Origin of the sequence: Zobellia sp. OII3, assembly GCF_002211465.1 — a bacterium.
Lineage (GTDB): Bacteria > Bacteroidota > Bacteroidia > Flavobacteriales > Flavobacteriaceae > Zobellia > Zobellia galactanivorans.
On record NZ_MWRZ01000004.1, the window covers coordinates 356,553 to 375,088 of the forward strand.

The following is an 18,536-nucleotide window of genomic DNA, read 5'->3' on the forward strand; positions in this document are numbered from 1 at the left end:
GAAGATAAGAAAGACCTGTCTGGCAGGTCTTTTTTTTATGTCTATGGATATTTTGTCCGGAACATTGTGCTAATCGACTGATAGCTAGAAATAAGGGTTTTGATTTTTTTAAGGGAAATTGTGGGGCATATCCTAAAAAAAGATGGTCTAAATATGTCTATATGTCAATTTTTTATATATTTTTGATTCAAATATGAAACTAGTTTCTTATTTGAATCAAAAAAAATACCATATGGATGCTACAATTGTTATAAGGGAAGATGCTCTTGGTGACGTTGAAAACCAGAATGGAGTATTGCAAAACGGTGAGCTACATATTAATGTAGATTTTGTTGATGATTACGGAGATGATGTGCAGGTGTATAATGGGGTCTTTGAAAAAGGATTGAATATGCCCGCTATTTTACTTGATGCATTTTATGCCTTGATGGCAAAAGTGAAAGTACTAGAGTTTGGTATGGATCAAAATATTTCAGAACACTTCAAGATATTGAAGGGTAAAGCGGGTAAAATGATTTTTGCGGGCGATGTAGATGAAAAAAACACTATGGGTCAACCTGGATTAACGGTGAATCTTTCCGCGTTAGAAGCAGGGGATAGGGAGTTTGTTGAAAAGGTTTTGGATTTTGTAGAGGAAAATATCTCCGACAATACATATTGGGTAGATGACCTTTCATTCGACATGAATACCAGTCGTTCGACCTTTTTTAGAAAATTAAAAAAAATAACGGGTCATGCGCCAAAGGATTTTATGAGGAACTTAAGGCTGATGAAGGCGGGAGAGTTGCTTTCCCGTGGAGAGCTCCGGATTGCCGAGGTCAGCTATCAGGTCGGTTTTGGCGACCCCAATTATTTTAGTAAGTGTTTTAGGAAGTTCTATGGAACTTCCCCGTCCGATTATATCGCGATGAATCGAGCCAATTAGTTTAGTAGTGTAAACATGTATATTTAAATTTTAGATCAAGTATCAATAACTATGAACAAATACGCCCAATTTTTAATTTTTGCTGCGGTGCTGGTATCGGCCTGCAATTCTCCCAAAACTACAAAAGAAATGAAATCTACAGATGATTGCCCAGAGAAGGTGACGTTTACTCCCGAACAAATTGACCATCTCGGCATTACGGATACCAACCATTTGAGCGCTGCGTCAAAAAGAGCCTTGAAATGGCCTACGGACTTGGGTAATGAATGGTTTATTCAGTTTGGTCCGTTACAACCTTTAAAGGGGGATTTGGCTTATGAGGAAGGTGTCGTTCGTCGTGATCCAAGTGCCATAATCAAAGAGAATGGAAAGTACTACGTGTGGTATTCTAAAAGTACCGGGCCAACGCAAGGTTTTGGTGGGGATATTGAAAAAGATAAGGTTTTTCCGTGGGATCGATGTGATATTTGGTATGCTACCTCCGAAGATGGTTGGACGTGGAAAGAAGAAGGTCCCGCAGTAACAAGAGGTGAAAAAGGGGCTTATGATGATCGCTCCGTTTTTACCGTTGAGATCATGAAATGGGAAGATAAGTACTACCTCTGCTATCAAACGGTAAAATCACCCTATAATGTCCGTGTTAAAAATCAAGTAGGTCTGGCTTGGGCGGATTCTCCCGACGGGCCATGGACCAAAAGTGAAGAGCCTATTTTGAGTCCGGCCGATAACGGAGTGTGGAAGGGTGAAGAGCAAGATCGTTTCGCCGTGATTAAAAAAGGTGATTTTGATAGCCATAAAGTACATGATCCATGTATTATACCTTATAAGGGGAAATTCTATCTCTATTACAAAGGGGAACAGATGGGTGAAGCGATTACTTTCGGCGGAAGACAGATACGTCATGGTGTGGCCATAGCCGACAATCCCAAAGGGCCTTACGTGAAATCTCCATATAACCCTATTAGCAATAGTGGTCATGAAATCTGTGTTTGGCCTTATAACGGAGGTATTGCTTCGTTGATCACTACAGATGGTCCTGAAAAGAATACGATCCAGTGGGCTCCAGACGGAATTAACTTTGAAATTAAATCGGTAATACCAGGGGTCAATGCCCATGCTATCGGACTGAACCGAACAGCGGATGTTGAAAAGGAACCGACCGAAATTTTACGATGGGGATTGACGCATATATACAATAATGGCGATTACCAGAGTATCATGCGTTTTTCTTCGGAAAGAAAAACACGTCACGTAGCTAAAGGAGTAAAAAAACAATAGGAAAATAAGTTTGATGAAAGCAACTGTTTACAAAGGAAACAAAACCTTTTCCGTAATCGAGAAGGAAATTGAAGCACCGGAAAAAGGTGAGGTTAGAATTAAAGTGGCCTATTCAGGAGTGTGTGGCACCGATGTGCATATCTATCATGGTATGATGGACAAGCGGGTGGCCATGCCTCAGACCATTGGTCATGAAATGTCGGGAATCATCGACGCCGTTGGCGAAGGGGTTGAAGGCTACGCGGTTGGCGATAAAGTTGTGGTCCGTCCCTTGGACGATCGTTTGGTAAAGGCTTCCGATAAAGGCTTTAACCATATTTGCGAAGATTTAAAATTCATCGGTATCGATAGTCCGGGTTCTATGCAGCAGTATTGGAACGTACCTGCCTTCGTCCTTCATAAACTAAAGGCGGAGACCGATTTAAAATTGGCCGCTTTGATCGAGCCCCTATCGGTTGCTACCCACGACGTTCGTAGAAGTGGTTTGGTAGCCGGTGAAACGGCCGTGGTTTTGGGCGGCGGCCCTATAGGTCTTTTGGTGGCCATGGTAGCTAAGGAAGTAGGGGCAAACGTCATCGTTTCAGAAGTGAACGAAAAACGTATCGCTAAGGCCCAGTCAATGGGATTACATGCCGTAAACCCTACGAAGGTAGACCTGGTAGAGTATGTGAAGGAGCAAACCGATAACCGTCGTGCCGATGTGGTTTTTGAAGTTGCAGGGGTACAGCCTGCTTTGGATATTATGTGTGAGGTTGCCGGTATTCGCGGGCGAATCTTGATGGTGGCCATTCATGGGGAAAAGAAACCGGTAGACCTTTTCAAGTTTTTTTGGAAAGAATTGAGCCTGATCGGGGCTAGGGTATACGAAAAGGAGGACTATGAAAAATCAATCGATTTGATTACAAAAAACGAACTGCCCTTCGAGGATATGATTACCGATGTACAGCCATTGAGCAATATTCAACAAGTATTTGAAAATATAGATAATAATCCTGATGGTATGAAAGTACTTATGGATTGTCAACAATAATTAAAGGGAAACAACGCATAGAAAATGAGCATATTGAATCAATTTAGCCTGAAAGGAAAAACAGCTTTGGTAACGGGGTGTAAAAGAGGTATAGGAAAGGCTATGGCCGTAGCATTGGCAGAAGCGGGAGCCGATATCATAGGGGTTAGCGCCTCTTTGGAGAAGCATGGTAGTATGGTAGGGCAGGAAGTCGAGGCCACGGGAAGAAAATTTAAGGCATACACTTGTGATTTTAGTAATAGGGAAGCTTTATATGAATTTATAAAGGAAGTGAAAAACGATTTTCCTAAAATCGATATCCTAGTAAATAATGCAGGTACCATTCTTCGGGCCCCTGCAGTTGAACATTCCGATGAGTATTGGGATAAGGTAATCGAAATCAATCAAACAGCGCAATTTGTCCTTACCCGTGAAATCGGTAAGGAGATGGTGGCCCGAGGGGAAGGTAAAATTATTTTTACGGCTTCGTTGTTGACGTTCCAAGGTGGTATTACAGTGCCCGGTTATGCGGCCAGTAAAGGGGCAATCGGTCAGATGACCATGGCCTTTGCCAATGAATGGGCGGCTAAGGGAGTGAACGTAAATGCCATAGCGCCAGGTTATATCAGTACCGATAATACCGAGGCTTTAAGGAACGATCCTGAAAGATCGGCGTCTATTTTGTCGCGAATACCGGCTGGTAGATGGGGTAAACCTGAAGATTTTGCGGGACCTATAGTCTTTTTAAGTTCAGATGCAGCGGCTTATATGCACGGTGTTACCATGTTGGTAGATGGTGGCTGGATGGGAAGATAATGGTACCGGGAATTGTAAAAAATAATCCACAAAAAATATAGAAAAATGAAATGGTCAAGACGTGTGTTCTTGTTCTTTGCGTCTTTCACTATGCTCTTTAGTGGCTGGGCCCAAGACAAACCGAACATTGTTTTTATATTGTCCGACGATGCCGGTTATGCCGATTTCGGATTTCATGGGAGTAAAGAATTCAAGACGCCCGAACTAGACAAATTTGCAAAAAATGCCGTACGCTTCTCGCAGGCCTATGTGTCTGCGGCCGTGTGTGGTCCGTCAAGGGCGGGACTCCTAACCGGAAAGTATCAGCAGAAATTTGGGTTTGAAGAGAACAACGTTCCTGGTTTGATGAGTAAAAACGGTCTTACAGGTGACGATATGGGCTTGCCCCTTGATCAAAGAACTATTGCCGACTACCTAAAGGAACAGGGGTATAGAACAGCTTTGTTCGGGAAGTGGCATCAAGGGAATGCCGATCGGTTTCATCCGACCAAACGTGGTTTTGACGAGTTTTATGGTTTTCGCGGAGGTGCAAGAAGTTATATGCCCTTCGGAGCCGATAACGAACTTACGAGAAACGAAGATAGGTTAGAACGTGGTTTTGGAGGTTTTCAAGAACACGAAGGCTATCTAACAGAGGAATTGGCCGATGAGGCCATTGCATTTATCGAGAGAAACCAGAAGAATCCGTTTTTTGTTTACTTGGCTTTTAATGCGGTACATACCCCAATGGAAGCAAAGGAAGAAGACCTTAAAAAGGTCAAAGGCCTAAGCGGAAAAAGAAAGACGCTAGCGGCAATGACCATTGCCATGGATAGGGCTTGCGGTAAGGTTTTGGACCGGATCAAGGCATTGGGCCTCGATAATAATACACTAATTGTTTTTACTAACGATAACGGTGGGCCATCGGATGCAAACGAATCTTCGAACCTTCCTTTAAGCGGCACCAAGGCCAACCATTTAGAAGGGGGGATTCGCGTTCCTTTTCTAATGTCATGGCCCGGTAAATTAAAGCCGAATACGGTTTATGAAAACCCAATTAGTACATTGGACCTATTGCCGACTTTTGTTACGGCGGCCGGTGGTGACGTCAATGCTATCGACGGATTGGACGGGGTAGACCTCCTGCCTTACCTACAAGGAAAAAAGCAAGGGAGGCCACATGAAACACTGTATTGGAAAAAAGAAGCTAGGGGAGCCATTAGGCATAACGATTGGAAGCTGGTACGCTTTCCCGATCGCCCTGCGGAACTCTATAATATTAAGGAAGATATATCCGAAACTAATGATTTAGCTTCTAAATATCCTCAAAAAGTCCGTAAACTTTATCAAATGCTCTTTAATTGGGAATTAACCTTGGAGCGACCTCTTTGGCAATTGGAAAGAAGGTTTGAAGGTCTTGCGGCCAAACGAATGGATTCATATAGAAAACACTAATAATTAACGAAAAATGTCAGGAATTAAAGAATACCAACTATTTATCGACGGAAAATGGGTTACCTCAACCTCAGGTGAGACCATAGATATTATAAACCCATCTACCGAAGAGGTCGTTGCAAGGGTTCAGAACGGTACGGTCGAAGAGGCCCATCTAGCGCTACAGGCGGCCGAAAAGGCCCAAAAGGAATGGAAGAAATTACCGGCCCGTTCGCGTGCCGAGCTCCTGTATAAGTTGGCCGATGAGATTAAGGCGAATTCCGATTTCTTGGCCGAGCTCTTGGTCAAGGAACAGGGGAAACTGCTAAAAGTAGCTAAGGGGGAAGTGGCTGTTACCGCTTCTTTTATTGAATATGCTTGTGAAGGGGCTAGAAGAATCGAGGGGGATATTGTGCCTTCCGACAACCCCAACGAGCAAATTTGGATCCAGAAAATACCTCGCGGCGTAGTGGTTGCCATTACCGCTTGGAATTTCCCATTGGCCTTGGCCGGTCGTAAATTAGGACCAGCCTTGGTTGCCGGAAATACTATCGTTATAAAACCGACTTCCGAAACGCCTTTGGCTACTTTGGAATTGGGTAATCTTGCGAAGAAAGTGGGTATTCCAGATGGGGTCATCAATATATTGACCGGTCCGGGTAGGGCCATGGGTAATGCCCTTGTTGAAAGTCCTATTACTAAAATGGTGACAATGACCGGTTCTACGCCCGTGGGTCAGTCTATTGCCAGGGCCGCGGCACAAAACCTTACGCACGTTCAGTTGGAACTTGGAGGGAAAGCTCCTTTTATTGTTTTTGAAGACGCCGATATCGATGCCGCTGTAGACGCTGCCCTACACTCGCGTTTTGATAACTGTGGACAGGTGTGTACCTGTAATGAAAGAATGTACGTTCATGAAGGCATTTACGATGCCTTTATGGAAAAATTTATCGCCAAGACAAAGGCTATTAAGGTAGGTGACCCTATGTTGGAGGATACCGATATGGGCCCTAAAGTAAATGCTTCCGAATTAAAGCATATGGAGCATTTGGTTGCCGTGAGCCTAGAAGAAGGTGCGACTTTGGCTACAGGGGGTAAAAAACTTGAAGGTGGTGCTTTTGAAAAAGGATTCTGGTTTGAGCCTACGGTTTTGACCAATGTAACCCAAAATATGACCATTGTTCATGAAGAATCTTTTGGGCCAATTCTTCCCGTCTTGAAATTCAAGACTTTTGAAGAAGTGGTCGGTTATGCCAATGACTGTGAATACGGACTTGCGGCCATGGTCTTTACCAATGATATGAATACCATCATGAAGTGTAATGATGAGTTGGAATACGGTGAAATCTACGTAAACCGTGGTCATGGTGAACAACACCAAGGCTTCCATAACGGATATAAGCTAAGTGGCTCGGGAGGTGAAGATGGGAAGTACGGCTTTGAGCAGTACATGGAGAAAAAGACGTTTTATATTAGACACAAGGCATAAATGGGTACAAGTATAAAATCGGTTGACTGTAAATTGTTCAGGGTTCCCTTGCCGGAAGTTATGAACGATGCCAAACACGGAGACCATACGCATTTTGAACTGATTACTTCTACGATCACTTTAGAAGATGGTAGTACGGGCACTGGATATACCTATACGGGTGGAAAAGGAGGAAATGCCATTAAGGCCATGGTCGATTACGATATAGCACCGGCCTTGATAGGTAAGGACGGTTCCGATATTGATGGGATTTACGATTTTCTTGAATGGCACATGCACTATGTAGGTAGAGGGGGTATCGTTTCCTTTGCCGTTTCTACGATAGATATTGCACTGTGGGATATCCGTTGTAAGAAGGCCGAAAAACCACTTTGGCAAATGGCTGGTGGTGCGGGTAATACCTGTAAGGCCTATTGCGGGGGAATTGATCTACAATTTCCTATTCCAAAACTTTTGAAGAATATGGAGGGCTATTTGGCCGCGGGTTTCAACGCGGTCAAGATTAAGATCGGAAGGGAAAATCTCGATGAGGACATAGAGCGCATTAAAGCGGTACGTGAGTTCATCGGGCCCGATGTGACCTTCATGGTCGATGCCAACTACTCAATGACCGTTGATAAGGCCATTGAGGCTATTAACCGCTTTAGGGAATACGATATCACTTGGTTCGAAGAACCGATTATTCCTGATAACTATATAGGTTTCTCACAAATTGCCGATGCTACAGGCTTTCCTTTGGCTATGGGCGAGAACCTGCATACCATCCATGAATTTGAATATGCCATGGATCAGGCAAAATTATCCTTTATTCAGCCAGATGCTTCAAATTGTGGGGGGATCACAGGTTGGTTGGCCGCCGCACGGTTGGCCGATAAGCATAATATTCCAGCCTGTTCGCATGGAATGCAGGAACTACATGTGAGCTTGGTATCCGCCCAACCGAATTCAGGTTGGCTAGAGGTACATAGTTTTCCTATTGACCAATACACCAAAGGACCGTTGGTGGTAGAGAACCATCTTGCCGTAGCACCAGATACGCCAGGGGTAGGAGTGGAGTTCGATTGGGAAAAACTGGCAGCTTTTCAATCGAAATAAATAATTCTGACTAGAACATTCAAAAACGCTTACGATAATGAAAACGACACAGACAGATTTCGGTGTATTGAGCGGTGAAAACATTTACCGCTATACTTTAGAGAACGATAATGGGCTTAGTGTAAAGATTTCCAACTATGGGGCTACCATTACCTCTATTCTTTTACCGCAAAAGACAGGGAAAACGGATGAAATCGTTTGTGGTTTTGATACGTTCGAGAGCTATTTCTCCGAGGCCTATCAAGCCAATGCCCCATATTTTGGGGGAACGGTTGGCCGCTATTGCTCGCAAATAAAAGATGCCCGATTTTCTTTGAATGGAAAGGAATACCAATTGGCAAAAATAGTTGGCGATAATAACCTGCACGGAGGAAAAATCGGTTTCGATAAAAAAATATGGAAGGTAAAGGCGTTTTCGCCTGAAGTTGCCAGTGTTCAAATGGAGCTTGAGAGTAAACATTTGGAAGAGGGCTTTCCAGGAAATGTTACGGTTCAGGTGACCTTCACATTGACCAATGACAACGAACTTAAAATACGGTATGGGGCTATCACCGACCAAGACACGCCTTTTACGATTACGAATCACACCTATTTTAATCTTTCGGGCTTTGCTGAAAATGTTGAGGGTCACACCGTAATGGTAGATGCCGATACCAAACAGCTTTGGGATGAAACCGGAGCTGCCACTGGGGAAAACGTCTCTGTTGCGGGCAAGGCCGACGACCTGCGCTCTCCAAAGATCATAAAGGAAGTACACGAGGCTATGGGCGATGGTTTTGAACATTTTTACCTCTTTGAGGATAAGGGGTTTGAACTGGGTAAAGTGGCAGAAATTAGTGAACCTAAAAGTGGTCGCACCATGGAAGTTTTTACCACGGAACCCGGAATGTTACTCTACACCGGAAAATATACTTCAGATGAGCTCAAAAGAGAATCGGGATTGCAATACGGTAAATATCGCGGCTTTTGCTGTGAAACTCACCGCTACCCAAATGGCCCCAATATTTCAGACGCCCCGAAGACAATCTTAAAAGTGGGGGAGGATTACGATAGTACGACGATTTTTAAATTCAACTGGTAAACCAAACACGGCCTGGTATGCCCGAACCGGTGTACTTGGCCCCAATTAAATATTATAGTTATGACCGAAGGTGTATTATGGGCGATTTTCGCCGGATTGATGTTGGGCCTTTATGCCCTTCCCGAAAAATTTACAAAAGGTTTCAAGTATGAGAATACATGGAGTCTCTTCTTTCTTTTGACCATGTTCGTTGTGCCGATTATTGCTTCAGTAACCCTTATTCAGGGTTTTGGGGAAATTTTCGGAAATATGCCGACCGATATATGGGTGAAAATGGGCCTTACCAGTTTCCTTTGGGGAATTGGGGTTATGATGTGGAGCAAGGCCATTAACCATATTGGTCTCTCCCTTGGTTTTTCCATCTTTATCGGAACCATAATTTTGGTAGGCTCCCTATTGCCGTTTATTGAAGACGGACTTCCTCCCTCAAATGTATTGACCTTTATTTTGCTCGGTATTCTAGTGGTGTTGTTAGGGGTTATCTTAAACGGTAAAGCCGGACTTACCCGAGAAAAGGACGAAGCTAAAATAGCCTCCGAAGGTGCGCCGGCCAAAGGTTCAATGGTGACCGGCATTATGATCGCCGTTGTTGGTGGATTATTGGCCACGGGCTTTAGCTATGCCAATGCCGCAGGTCGACCTTACTTGCACGAGGCCAGTGTGGCCCAGGGCAATGCCGATTGGATAACGGCCGTAGCCGTAATGTTCCCGATCTTTATTAGTGGGGGTATCGTTATGACCGCCTATTTCCTATGGCAATTGAACGCTAAAAATGCATGGGGGGAATTCAAGACTCCGGCTTTCGGAAAAAACCTGTTTCTGATATTGATCATGGCGGTTTTTCATTATGCCGCATCCGCCCTTTTTGCCTATGCAGCCTTTAAGTTGGGGGCATCGGGGAATACGGTCGGATATGCCATTTTTAATACGGCTTCCGTAGCTACCGCCATCGTTAGCGGTATCGTAACAAAAGAATGGGTAAGTGCCTCCCCCAAGGCCAGGAATCTTTTATACGGAGGTCTTGGTTGTATGGTGGTAGGTATCATAATTGTAGCATATGCCAATGGTTTAGGATAATGATGGTTCCGTTTTTGACAAGTAAAAATATTGTTCTTTAGTAGTTGAGTCCGGTTGTTTGTTCCTATTCAATCGGGCTTTTTTTATTTCAGGCTTTAAAATAAAGATTAGACCTATGATAAAACACTTTTTATACGTAGTAATTACAGCCGTGTTGCTCTCTTCATGTGGCCGCGAGCCGTCAAATGACTCGCAGTTTAATGTTATGACCGATTTTAATTTCGATTGGGAGTTTTGTTTGGTCGATTCAACGGGGCAAAACGATGATTGGAAAAATATTAGGCTTCCTCATGATTGGAGTGTAGAGGCTTCTTTTGATTCTATAAACGGGGAAGGGGCTACGGGATACCTTCCAGGAGGTGTGGGAATATATCGTAAAAAATTCCCGCTTCAATTGAAATCGGATGAAAAGGCCTATATCTTGTTCGACGGCGTCTATAACAATTCCGAGGTTTCCCTAAACGGAAAGGAAGTAGGGGAACATCCCTATGGATACTCTCCGTTTTACTACGATATCTCGCCCTATTTGAATTCGGAAAAAGATACCAACCTGATAGAGGTGAAAGTAGATAGAACCCGTTATGCCGATAGTCGTTGGTACACCGGTTCGGGTATTTACCGAGACGTAAAACTCTTGGTGAAGAACAAATTGCATATACCTATTTGGGGCGTATTCGTAACCACCCCGAAAATAGAGGAAAAACAAGCGGAGGTGTCGGTGTCGGTTCAAATTCAGAATGATTTTCCTGAGGATAAAAAAGCGGAACTCCGAATGGAGATTTATACTAGGGACGGGCAAAAAGTCAACAGTCATACACAACCTATTGAGGTTCGAGGGAATAATCAAAGCCTTCAATTACAGTCTGTATCCCTTGAAAACCCAATTTTGTGGGATGTCGATAAGCCTTATCTCTACAAAGTGGTAAGTTCAATTCTTTATGAAGGAAAGCTCATAGACCAACAAGAAACTGCTTTTGGTGTACGGTCCATCCGTTTTGACCCTGATCAAGGTTTTTTCCTTAACGGTAAAAATCGAAAAATAAAAGGGGTTTGCTTGCACCACGATGGTGGATTGGTAGGGGCGGCCGTACCCGAGGGTGTCTGGAGAAGGCGTCTACAGAAGTTAAAGGAAGCAGGGTGTAACGCCATCAGAATTTCTCACAATCCCGGCTCACAAGCGTTTTTGGACCTGTGTGACGAAATGGGCTTTTTGGTGCAGGACGAGTTCTTTGATGAATGGGACAATCCGAAGGACAAAAGGAAAAACATGAACGAGCAGAGTGTAGACTATATCACAAGAGGCTATACCGAGCATTTTCAAGAGTGGGCCGAAAAGGACTTAAAGAATACGGTTTTGGCCCATAGAAACCACCCGAGTATCATTCAATGGAGTATCGGGAATGAAATAGAATGGACGTATCCGCGAAATGCCGAAGCTACCGGTTTTTTCAATAATATGGAATGGCAGGGCAATTACTTCTTTTCAGAGCCACCGTATTCGGTAGAACAGATAAAAGAGAAACTCAACACATTGCCCAAGGAAAAATATGATATTGGGGTAACCGCTAAAAAATTGGCGAAATGGACCCGGGAATTAGATACTACGCGATATGTTACGGCCAATTGTATTCTGCCCTCCGCAAGTCATCTCTCAGGCTATGCCGATGCACTCGACGTAGTAGGCTACAGTTATAGAAGGGTGATTTATGATTATGGCCACAAGAATTACCCGGATAAAGTCATCATGGGAACCGAAAATCTACCGCAATGGCACGAATGGAAAGCGGTAATGGAGCGCCCATTTATTTCCGGCCTCTTCCTTTGGACGGGAATCGATTATATGGGCGAATCGAATGGAGGTTGGCCCAAAAAAGGTACTCAAAGCGGTTTATTGGATCAGGCCGGTTTTGAAAAGACTTCGTACCACATGATGAAAACTTTGTGGAACGACGAACCGCATTTGCACCTGACCACACAGTCTTTAGACAAATCGATCTATAAATTGAACGAGGCGGGCGAGCCCGTGGAAAAGAAAGAGAACGGGTGGGAGAAGGCACTGTGGTTCTGGCATGAAAGTAATGAATATTGGAACTACGAGACCAACGAACCGACCGTTGTAGAGGTCTATTCCAATTGCGACGAAGTGGAACTCTTTTTAAACGATGCTTCGCTAGGAAGAAAAAAGCTTGCGGATTTTGACGACCGTATTTACAAATGGTCTGTGCCCTTTGTTGCCGGTGAGCTTAGGGCGGAAGGTTTTATAAATGGAAAGAAAGTAGGGGCAGAGGCTTCATTAAAGACGGCTCAAGTGCCTTATGCCGTTCAACTTTCCGTAGATAAGAACCAACTATCTGCCGATGCCTACGATGTGGCCCATATAGTGGCCCAAATTGTAGATGAAAAAGGGAACCCTGTAAGACATGGTAACGCTGAAATTTCTTTCTCCATTACCGGCGATGTAAGATTGTTGGGGGTAGACAATGGTTCGGCCAGGAATGTTCAAGATTACCAATCGACCAAGATCGTAACCGATAAGGGGCGCTGTCTTCTTATCGTACAATCGAATTTCAACGTAGGCGACGTAAGGATAGCAGCAGAATCAGAAGGGTTGAAAACGGGTGAGTTGATGTTGAAGCTCAAGGCAGTGGACTAGTAAATGGTAATTTCAAGGAAAGCCCTGTTTCTTAAGGAATTGGGCTTTTTTTTGTTTTGGGTGTTAGGTAGTAACCAACTAAGGAATCTCCATAGAGACCGTTCATGGGATATAGATGCGTTGTCCTATATTTTTATAACGAATTCGCTAGGGGATAGTATGTTTTAAAACGAACTTATCAGACACTAAATTATATTAATTGTTATCTTGACGCTTTTAAATTTGAGTGTTGGATTTTTACACCGTTTGTTTCTGAACGGATAAAGGGAAGCACTTGAAAATCAACCTAAAAAACACAACCGATTCAATGACCGATTTACACCTGAATGAAAAATCTTCACGGAAGCGTTACAATATACTGGCCATGGTTTTTATTACCGTGGTGATCAATTATTTGGATAGAAGTAATATCTCGGTAGCGGCTTTTGCCATGAAGGAAGATATTGGCCTGAGCAATGTGCAAATGGGCTATGTTTTTTCGGCCTTTGGATGGACCTACGCTTGCCTTCAGATTCCGGGAGGGATTATCGCCGACAAATTTCCGACACGCATATTGTACTCGTTGATAATGGCATTGTGGTCCGTAGCGACCTTGATACAGGGTATGGTAAGTTCTTTTGCGGCCTTGATAGGCCTTCGGGCCAGTATTGGGGTGTTTGAGGCGCCTTCCTACCCAACGAACAACTTAGTGGTGACCAAATGGTTTCCTGAAAACGAAAGGGCCTCTGCAATAGCGGTGTATACCTCGGGCCAATTTCTAGGTTTGGCCTTCTTGACCCCGGTACTTGTAGCCATACAGAGTTATTTTGGTTGGCGCGGACTTTTTATTATTTCCGGGATCATCGGTCTGGTATGGGCGGCTATCTGGTATTTTTTCTACCGAGACCCGAAAGACTATAAGTCCATCAGTAAAAAAGAACTTGAGTACATCGAAAAAGGGGGAGGCCTGATCGGTAAGAACGATGTGAAAAAGGAAGAGAGGAAAAAATTTGACTGGAACGATTTCAAACAGGCTTTTATCTATAGAAAACTCTGGGGACTTTACATCGGTCAATTCTGTTTGGGAGCTACGACCATTTTCTTTTTGACTTGGTTTCCGACGTATTTGGTAGAGTTTAGGGGATTGGATTTCCTAAAATCGGGATTTTTGGCTTCCATTCCTTTTTTAGCGGCATTCTTCGGGGTGCTTCTATCGGGCTTTACTTCTGATTATTTGATTAAAAAAGGCTATTCCGTAGAAATTTCACGAAAGACCCCTATCATCATTGGAATGCTTTTGTCTACATGTATTATTGGGGCGAATTATACAGATAGTACTTTCTTCGTAATACTATTTTTAGCTGTCGCATTTTTCGGTAATGGATTGGCAAGTATCGCTTGGATATTTATTTCGCTTATGGCTCCTAAAAAACTAATAGGACTTACCGGCGGGGCGTTTAACTTTATCGGTGGTCTTGCAGGTATAGTTGTACCCATTGTTATTGGCTATTTGGTTGAAGATGGCGATTTTAGCCCAGCTCTTTTCTTTATTGGGGGAATAGCATTGCTCGGATTTATATCTTACACCTTTATAGTAGGTAAAGTGGAACGTATCGTGCCAAAAAAATAATAAAACAAAAACATAGTAAATAGGCATTTTTATGAAAATATCAGCAATAAAAACATACCCTATCAATGTAGGTTTTGGAAGTCAGTTGGTCGTTAAGGTTGAAACGGATTCCGGAATATACGGATGGGGAGCTTCCGGTCTTTCCGGTAGGGAATTGGCCGTTATAGGGGCCATAGAACATTTTAAAGGTTTTTTGATTGGGAAAGACGCCCGAAATATTGGTGCTCTTTGGCAAGAAATGTACCGAGGACAGTATTTTGAAGGCGGAAGAGTACTTACGGCGGCTATTTCCGCAATCGACATTGCGCTTTATGATATTAAGGGAAAAGCCCTTGGTGTACCGGTATATGAACTTCTAGGAGGTAAACATCGTGACTATGTAGATTGTTTTGCTTCGGTTCGTTTTAGAACAAGGGAAGAGCTCTTTGAGTATTCTAAAACTTGTATTAAAGAGGGGTGGACCATGCTTCGTTTGGCACCTGCCGAGTTTGAAGCCGAGGGAGATAAAGAGCTTTTTGAACCTCGCCAGTCCATTGCTATCATAGCCGAATGGCTTACGGACCTGCGTAAAGAAGTGGGTACGGCTATTACCATAGGCATCGATTACCATACAAGACTTACTCCGGCACAGACGTATTCGTTCATGAAACGTATGCCGCCGGGAACATTGGATTATATAGAGGAACCTATCCGTGATGAAAACCCCGAAGCCTATGAGAACCTTCGTAAAATGGTTGATATCCCTTTTACCATAGGTGAGGAGTTTTCCAGTAAGTGGCAGTTTCTACCTTTTTTGGAAAGGAACTTAACACAATATGCACGTATAGACATTTGTAATGTAGGCGGGATTACAGAAGCGATGAAAGTGGCCAGTTTGGCGGAAGCACATTATATTGATTTGATGCCACATAACCCATTAGGCCCCATTTGTACGGCGGCTACCATCCATATGGCGGCAGCTTGTCCTAATTTCGGTTGGTTGGAAGAAATGAATACCCCTGCACAGTATATGGGTACGGATGCTCCTGAATTCTATCCGATACGACCTATATTGAACGGGCCGACCTATCCCGTATTGGATACCCCGGGACTTGGAGTGGAATTTAATGAGGAATTGGCACAGGAACATACTTTCAAACCAATTGAAATACCAAGATTACGACGTAAAGATGGCTCGTTTACCAACTGGTAATAAAACATACTATTCAACGAATTCCATTAAGCCAAAACGGTGGGGTTGATGTACATTTTTGGAAATGTCATAAATTGGAAAGACCGTTGAAGTAGATCGCCTCTTGCCATTGGCATCATTGCGGTCTTGACGAATAGCGAGGAAGGCCCACTTATTTCCGGCTTCGATCGCAACCACTTTACCAAGCTCACCAAAGTTTGAATGGGGGATGGCCATTTCCATGGTCCATCCCTTATCGATATCGGATTTACGTTCTTGGTCTTGACTGCTCACTTAAAAAAGGTCGATTGTGGTAAACCTTTTGTGTAGGGTGAAGCAAAATCAAATGATTTAAAGCTTAGTTTAAATTTGATTTACCCTTAAAATGAAGGGGTTATGAGTTTATTTCTTGGGTTTTGCTCTTTGTTCTCGCAGTTTTGACCGCTATTTTCTTCAGCATCCACTCCGGATAATCGGAAGCATCTTCGGCTTCGTAGATTCTAATATGTTGATCTTCTTGTGGTTTTTTAAGTTCATCAGGGTCACAACCTAGAATTTGGGCAGCCGTATCTACGCCTGAATGCGAAACTCCCGCTACACCATGGGAAAGAATGCTTGCGCCGCATAAGTATAGATTTTCTATTTCACTTTTTGCCTTGTAGGCAAAGGGACCAATATGTTTTAGGCTTTTCTCGGTCCCGTAAATATTACCATCGGTGGTGTTGACGTAATACTTATTGGTCAAAGGGGTTCCCAAATCTTTCTGAACGATGTGTTTGCTGATGCCGGGTATGGCCTTTTCTAAGCCGTTAATCATCTTTTGCATCAATAATTCTTTAAAATCCAAGTAAGCTTGAGAGCGTTCTTGACCTTCGTTTTTGAACTTTTCAAAGGCTTTATAGTCAACCAGGGTAATAGCCTCGATACTATGGTGCTTCCCGTCAAAACTTGAAGGATCTTTTAAAGTGGTACAGCTAACGAACATTCCCTCAAAAGCATCGCCTTGGGAAATATCGGAAGCTAGCATACTGTCGTAAAAATCGTCGGTGTCTTTATTGGGCATCATCCAAATATTACCGGAGTCGAGGCCTGCTGCGCGAAGGTCCATATCGACTATCAAAAACAACATTAGAGATGTACTTGAATATTTGGTGTTCGCCAGTTTTTTTTGAAATTTACGACTTAGGTTTTCCCTTCCTACCAAATCGTTATAGGTAATACCCACATCGGCATTGGAAACAATATTTCCCGCGTACAAATTTTCGCCATTCGACAAGGTTACTCCTACGGCCTTTTTTTGTGTATCCCCTTCAAGAAGTATTTTGCTTACCGCGGTCGAGGTGCGGAGCTCACCACCATTTTTTTTGAGGGTATTGGTCATGGCTTTAATAAGTGCGCCACCTCCGCCCATGGGGTAGTAACCGCCATCGAAATAATGGTACATAAGGGCACTGTGCATTACAAAAGGTACTTTTTTTGGCTGTACCCCGTGGTCTCCACATTGAATGTTGAGAATGTTTTTTAGAAGCGGATTTTTTATGTGCCACCCAATTACCTTTCTTACGCTGAACATTCCGTATTTGCCAAAGTGTTTGGTTTTGAAGGGAATAGTGAGTTTTTGCCAGAATCCTTTGAAATAGGGAAGGGAGTAAAGCTCTTCACTTACTTTTCTGGTAAGGTGAAGGTAGTTGTAAATCTGTTTTTTTTCTTTTGGGAATCGTGCTGATAATCGCTCAATAAGCAAATCGAGATTAGCGGGAAAATCAAATCGTTCTTGACCAATGCGTACATGTTCGTAGGCGTCGGGATTCATTCTAAAGAACACCAGTTCGTTGGCAATGCCCAAGCCCCTGTACAGATCGTTGGTAGCTTCACCTTCGGCCATGAGCCCAACGTAATGCACGCCCGGAGTAAACCGATGTCCGTTCAAGTAAAAACTATGGCACCAACCTCCGGGAACGTCGTGTTGTTCGAGAACGACCACCTTTTTTCCGGCCCTAGCCAAGCAAATGGCCGTCGCAAGTCCGCCCGCTCCGGAACCGATTACTATGGAATCGTAGGTCTGGGCGGCATCTTTGGTTCGCGTTGCACTGGAATCCTGGTTTGTGTTTTGCATTGGCAAGTTTAAAGGGTGAAATTCAAAATAGAATGACATATCCTAAGATATGTATAAAAAACGAAAGCATTTTCACGCTTTAAACGGGCCTCCAGTGTAGAAAAATAAGCTTTTCTATTTTTTTAAGGCCTGTGCTATGGCTTTTTCTACCATAGGCTCCATTACTTTGTAACCTTCCACGGTAGGGTGAACACCGTCATTGGCATACTTTTTTGGTAGGCCGTTGCGTTCATCTGCCAATGCGGAAAAATAGTCAAGATAGATATGTCCTTTTTCATCGGCATATGCCTTGATCATTTTGTTTAGGTCTACTATTTTTTGGGCAGGTTCCATTCCCGGTTTCCACGGATAATCGAAGGCGGGTAGGGTGGAAGACAGTATCACTTTGATATCATTGGCCACCGCTATTTCGGCCATTGATTTTATGTTGTCCATGATCATATCAAGGGTAGAGGGCCCTGTATTTCCTGCAATATCATTGGTACCGGCCAACAAGACCACTACTTTGGGCCGAAGGTCGATTACATCCTGTCTAAAACGAAGGAGCATTTGTGGCGTGGTCTGGCCACTGATACCTCTGTTGATATAGGGTTTGTTCGCAAAAAACTCAGGTCGGGAGTTCAGCCATCCTATGGTAATGGAGTTTCCCATAAAAACGACCCGGTTTTCATTTGGGGCCGGTTTGGCCAATTTGGCGTTTTCTGCTTGAAAATTGGCTAAATTCGGCCAATCTTGTCCTTTTATCCCATTGATTATTCCTAGTCCCATTAAAAAAGCAAGTAAAAGTGATTTTTGTTTCATTGT

At 43.5% G+C, this 18,536-nt stretch carries 15 protein-coding genes; 12 read left to right on the plus strand and 3 right to left on the minus strand.

Annotation, left to right across the window (positions count from 1 at the left end):
- The first annotated feature begins 232 nt into the window (after nt 1-232).
- The 12 genes from B4Q04_RS14075 to B4Q04_RS14130 all read left to right on the plus strand — a co-directional run bounded on the left by B4Q04_RS14075 (nt 233) and on the right by B4Q04_RS14130 (nt 15,637).
- Complete coding sequence (locus B4Q04_RS14075; protein ID WP_161496071.1) at nt 233-925, plus strand: helix-turn-helix domain-containing protein; 693 nt, start codon at nt 233-235, stop codon at nt 923-925.
- 129 nt (nt 926-1,054) lie between these two features.
- The gene (locus B4Q04_RS14080) at nt 1,055-2,203 is read left to right on the plus strand and encodes a glycoside hydrolase family 117 protein (RefSeq protein WP_231854779.1); all 1,149 of its coding nucleotides are present in this window, start codon (nt 1,055-1,057) and stop codon (nt 2,201-2,203) included.
- 13 nt (nt 2,204-2,216) lie between these two features.
- Complete coding sequence (locus tag B4Q04_RS14085; protein ID WP_013995984.1) at nt 2,217-3,233, plus strand: (R,R)-butanediol dehydrogenase; 1,017 nt, start codon at nt 2,217-2,219, stop codon at nt 3,231-3,233.
- 30 nt (nt 3,234-3,263) lie between these two features.
- Complete coding sequence (locus tag B4Q04_RS14090) at nt 3,264-4,028, plus strand: SDR family NAD(P)-dependent oxidoreductase (RefSeq protein WP_173427297.1); 765 nt, start codon at nt 3,264-3,266, stop codon at nt 4,026-4,028.
- Nucleotides 4,029-4,073: 45 nt separating this feature from the next.
- On the plus strand, nt 4,074-5,462 hold the full coding sequence (locus tag B4Q04_RS14095; RefSeq protein ID WP_088697156.1) for a sulfatase: 1,389 nt from the start codon (nt 4,074-4,076) through the stop codon (nt 5,460-5,462).
- Between the two features lie 13 nt (nt 5,463-5,475).
- Entirely contained in the window at nt 5,476-6,930 is a 1,455-nt protein-coding gene (gene aldA / locus B4Q04_RS14100; protein WP_013995981.1) for an aldehyde dehydrogenase, read from the plus strand.
- A complete protein-coding gene (locus B4Q04_RS14105) occupies nt 6,931-8,025 on the plus strand; it encodes a mandelate racemase/muconate lactonizing enzyme family protein (RefSeq protein ID WP_088697157.1) in 1,095 nt (364 codons plus the stop codon).
- A gap of 37 nt (nt 8,026-8,062) precedes the next feature.
- On the plus strand, nt 8,063-9,106 hold the full coding sequence (locus B4Q04_RS14110) for an aldose epimerase family protein (RefSeq protein WP_088697158.1): 1,044 nt from the start codon (nt 8,063-8,065) through the stop codon (nt 9,104-9,106).
- Nucleotides 9,107-9,166: 60 nt separating this feature from the next.
- Complete coding sequence (locus B4Q04_RS14115; RefSeq protein ID WP_088697159.1) at nt 9,167-10,183, plus strand: L-rhamnose/proton symporter RhaT; 1,017 nt, start codon at nt 9,167-9,169, stop codon at nt 10,181-10,183.
- 115 nt (nt 10,184-10,298) lie between these two features.
- The gene (locus tag B4Q04_RS14120) at nt 10,299-12,836 is read left to right on the plus strand and encodes a glycoside hydrolase family 2 TIM barrel-domain containing protein (protein ID WP_088697160.1); all 2,538 of its coding nucleotides are present in this window, start codon (nt 10,299-10,301) and stop codon (nt 12,834-12,836) included.
- A 307-nt stretch (nt 12,837-13,143) separates the two neighbouring features.
- The gene (locus B4Q04_RS14125; protein WP_013995976.1) at nt 13,144-14,445 is read left to right on the plus strand and encodes an MFS transporter; all 1,302 of its coding nucleotides are present in this window, start codon (nt 13,144-13,146) and stop codon (nt 14,443-14,445) included.
- Between the two features lie 31 nt (nt 14,446-14,476).
- Entirely contained in the window at nt 14,477-15,637 is a 1,161-nt protein-coding gene (locus tag B4Q04_RS14130) for a mandelate racemase/muconate lactonizing enzyme family protein (protein WP_013995975.1), read from the plus strand.
- Nucleotides 15,638-15,646: 9 nt separating this feature from the next.
- On the opposite strand, the gene B4Q04_RS14135 is transcribed toward B4Q04_RS14130, so the two are convergent.
- The 3 genes from B4Q04_RS14135 to B4Q04_RS14145 all read right to left on the minus strand — a co-directional run bounded on the left by B4Q04_RS14135 (nt 15,647) and on the right by B4Q04_RS14145 (nt 18,500).
- Nucleotides 15,647-15,910, minus strand: coding sequence for a hypothetical protein (locus B4Q04_RS14135; protein ID WP_088697161.1), 264 nt, complete (start codon nt 15,908-15,910; stop codon nt 15,647-15,649).
- A 100-nt stretch (nt 15,911-16,010) separates the two neighbouring features.
- Nucleotides 16,011-17,732, minus strand: a complete 1,722-nt coding sequence (locus B4Q04_RS14140; protein WP_046288143.1) for a phytoene desaturase family protein — start codon at nt 17,730-17,732, stop codon at nt 16,011-16,013.
- Nucleotides 17,733-17,846: 114 nt separating this feature from the next.
- Nucleotides 17,847-18,500, minus strand: coding sequence for an SGNH/GDSL hydrolase family protein (locus B4Q04_RS14145; RefSeq protein WP_236631024.1), 654 nt, complete (start codon nt 18,498-18,500; stop codon nt 17,847-17,849).
- Nucleotides 18,501-18,536 lie beyond the last annotated feature (36 nt).